Source organism: Pantoea sp. CTOTU49201 (assembly GCF_032054795.1).
Classification (GTDB): Bacteria; Pseudomonadota; Gammaproteobacteria; order Enterobacterales; family Enterobacteriaceae; genus Pantoea; species Pantoea symbiotica.
Window position 1 is genome coordinate 1 of record NZ_DAMBSA010000471.1, and the last position, 3329, is coordinate 3329.

General features: G+C 53.7%; 2 protein-coding genes. One reads left to right on the plus strand and one right to left on the minus strand.

The features are described from left to right. Positions 1-147: 147 nt before the first annotated feature. Positions 148-1449: a glutamate/aspartate:proton symporter GltP gene (gene gltP / locus RTY00_RS22330; protein ID WP_007888562.1), complete on the minus strand. Its 1302-nt coding sequence runs from the start codon at positions 1447-1449 to the stop codon at positions 148-150. 581 nt (positions 1450-2030) lie between these two features. On the opposite strand from gltP, the gene RTY00_RS22335 reads away from it, so the two are divergent. Then, a partial coding sequence (locus RTY00_RS22335; RefSeq protein WP_312666306.1) for an acetate--CoA ligase occupies positions 2031-3329 on the plus strand: 1299 nt, incomplete at its 3' end.

Below are 3329 nucleotides of genomic sequence, written 5' to 3' on the forward strand. Positions count from 1 at the left end.
ATTCGTAAAACTATATATCACATAGAATTGTTAATTCCTCTGCTGCGCGGGATTTTTTTGCTTTTTGCCGAAACAGGCATAAAAAAACCCGCCGAAGCGGGTTTCAGTGTATAGCGGTCGCCATTAATGGCGACCCTACGGCGTACATTAACTGGCGCTTTGGGTGCGCAGCTGCTGCTCGTATGCCGCAGCCTGTTTGGTGTCGAACTGGTCTTCCCAGCGCGCAATCACCAGCACCGCCAGCGCGTTACCGATCACGTTCAGCGCGGTACGCGCCATGTCCATGATGCGATCCACACCGGCGATAAATGCCAGACCTTCCAGCGGAATCCCCACGCTGCCCAGCGTTGCCAGCAGCACCACGAAGGAGACGCCCGGCACGCCGGCGATGCCTTTCGAGGTCACCATCAGCGTCAGCACCAGGATGATCTCGTCGGTCAGCGACAGGTCGATGCCGTACAACTGGGCGATAAAGATCGCCGCGATGCTCTGGTACAGCGTTGAACCGTCGAGGTTAAACGAGTAACCGGTTGGCACCACGAAGCTGGTGATGGCTTTCGGCGCACCGTAGGCTTCCATCTTCTGCATGATGCGCGGCAGCACGGTTTCTGAGCTGGAGGTGGAATAGGCAAGAATCAGCTCGTCTTTCAGAATGCGCATCAGCGTAGTAATGCGCAGCTTACAGAAGCGCGCCACCGTGCCGAGCACCACGAAAGCAAAGAACAGAATCGCCACGTACACCAGCAGCACCAGCTTGGCGAGCGGATAGAGCGAAGCAAAACCGAAGTTCGCAATGGTGACCGCAATCAACGCAAACACGCCGACTGGCGCGTAACGCATGATCATGTGCGTCACTTTAAACATGGTTTCGGAAATAGAACGGAATACCGTGACCAGCGGATCGCGATGTTCCGATGGCAGCGCCGACAAGCCCATACCAAATAGCACCGAGAAGAAGATAATCGGCAGCATGTCGCCCTTCACCAGCGAGGCGAAGATGTTCTGTGGGATCAGCGACAGAATGGTGGTGACCAGACCGTGCGGTGCGCCCTGAACGGCTTCGGTTGTGGCTTCGTATTTAGAGATGTCCACCGTTGCCAGCGTTGACATATCAATGCCGCTGCCGGGTTGGAATACGTTGGCCAGCGTGATGCCGACCACAATGGCAAGGGTGGTGATCACTTCAAAATAGATAATGGTTTTGACACCAATACGTCCGAGCTTTTTCGCATCACCCACGCCAGCAATGCCGACAATCAGTGAGGAGATAACAATCGGTACCACAATCATCTTGATCAGATGAATAAAGATGTCACCCGCTGGCGTCAGAATGTTAGTGATTAACCATTCACGATCGTCGGGCTGATTATGCAGCACGGTTCCCACAATCACGCCCAAAATCAGCGCGACGAGGATTTGCCATGCAAGGGTGAACTTAAAACCTTTCATAACGCGTTATTTCCTCAGTTAAAAACCCCTTTGCTCTGCTGCGAAGGTGCAGGAGAAATGTCACACAGGGAAGTGAGCAAAAGCCCGATAAAATAGAGGGTTATTTATGACTACGTCGGTTACAGCTGTGCGGGCATTTTGCGCCTGCGGAGTGATGCAGTCTGAGTTGATACCTGCTGAACAGGGCCGAGATAAGTACCATTTTCACTACGGTAAATGCAACCCCCGGCGTGATAGCGCAAATCTTATTCAGGTTAGTAGCATAAAATGCTGACAAAGGTTAACAGCCATAACTCGCTGTTATGAAAAGTGTTAATTCGATAAGTTTCAGCATAGCTATGCAATATTGCACAAAAAGCGGCCCGGCTCGTTTGCTGATTATTTGCACAACAGAGTCAGAGATCTCTTAGGCTTAAGGCAGAACATCGCGCTACTCGCGCGGCGTTTTTGTCAGCCGATTGTTAGGGATTTGGCGGTGATAAAAGGTCGTGATCCAGACTACAAAACAGAAACAAAGCCCTGTTGCGCTCTTCAATTAACCATTGATTGACATATGATTAACATCTTCAAGGAGGTCAGCCATGAGCCAAATACACAAGCATCCCGTACCCGCTGCCATTGCAGCGAATGCTCTCATTAATGCCGATCAGTATGCGGCGCTGTATCAACAATCGGTTGACGATCCCGACACATTTTGGGGCGAACAAGGCAAAATCCTCGACTGGATTAAGCCTTACAGCAAAGTGAAAAATACCTCCTTTGCCCCCGGCAATATTTCAATTCGCTGGTATGAAGACGGTACGCTGAACCTTGCCGCCAACTGCCTCGATCGCCATCTGGCCACGCGTGGCGACCATCCCGCCATCATCTGGGAAGGCGACGACGCCAGCGAAAGCAAAACCATTACTTTCCGCGAACTGCATGCGGACGTCTGCCGCTTTGCCAATGTGCTCGGCAGCCTGGGCGTGAAGAAAGGCGACGTGGTAGCAATCTATATGCCGATGGTGCCCGAAGCCGCCGTGGCGATGCTGGCCTGTGCGCGCATTGGTGCGGTGCACTCGGTGATCTTCGGCGGCTTCTCACCGGAAGCGGTTGCTGGACGCGTGGTCGATTCCAACGCCAAACTGATCATCACCGCCGATGAAGGCGTGCGCGCCGGACGCAGCATTCCGCTGAAGAAAAACGTCGATGATGCCCTGAACAATCCGAACGTCACTACGGTAAAAAATGTGGTGGTGTTTAAGCGCACCGGTAAAGACACCGGCTGGCGCGAAGGCCGCGATCTGTGGTGGCACGATCTGGTGGCGAAGGCCAGCGATCAGCACCAACCGGTCGCCGTTGATGCTGAACATCCGCTGTTTATCCTTTATACCTCCGGTTCTACCGGCAAACCGAAAGGCGTGCTGCACACTACCGGCGGTTATCTGGTGTATGCCGCCAGCACCTTTAAGTACGTGTTTGATTATCATCCTGATGATGTTTACTGGTGCACGGCTGATGTCGGCTGGATCACCGGTCACAGCTATCTGATATACGGTCCGCTGGCGTGCGGCGCGACCACGCTGATGTTTGAAGGCGTGCCGAACTGGCCAAAACCAAGCCGCATGGCGGAAGTGGTGGATAAACATAAGGTCACGCTGCTGTATACCGCGCCAACCGCGATTCGTGCGCTGATGGCCGAAGGCGATAAGGCGATTGAAGGCACCGATCGCAGCAGCCTGCGCATCATGGGTTCGGTGGGTGAACCGATCAACCCGGAAGCCTGGGAGTGGTATTACAAGAAGATTGGCGACAGTCGTTGCCCGATCGTCGATACCTGGTGGCAAACCGAAACCGGCGGCTTCATGATCACGCCGCTGCCGGGCGCGACCGAACTGAAA

Coding starts and splice junctions, on each gene's coding strand:
- gltP (WP_007888562.1), bottom strand. CDS start 1,449: ATGAAAGGTTTTAAGTTCACCCTTGCATGGCAAATCCTCGTCGCGCTG.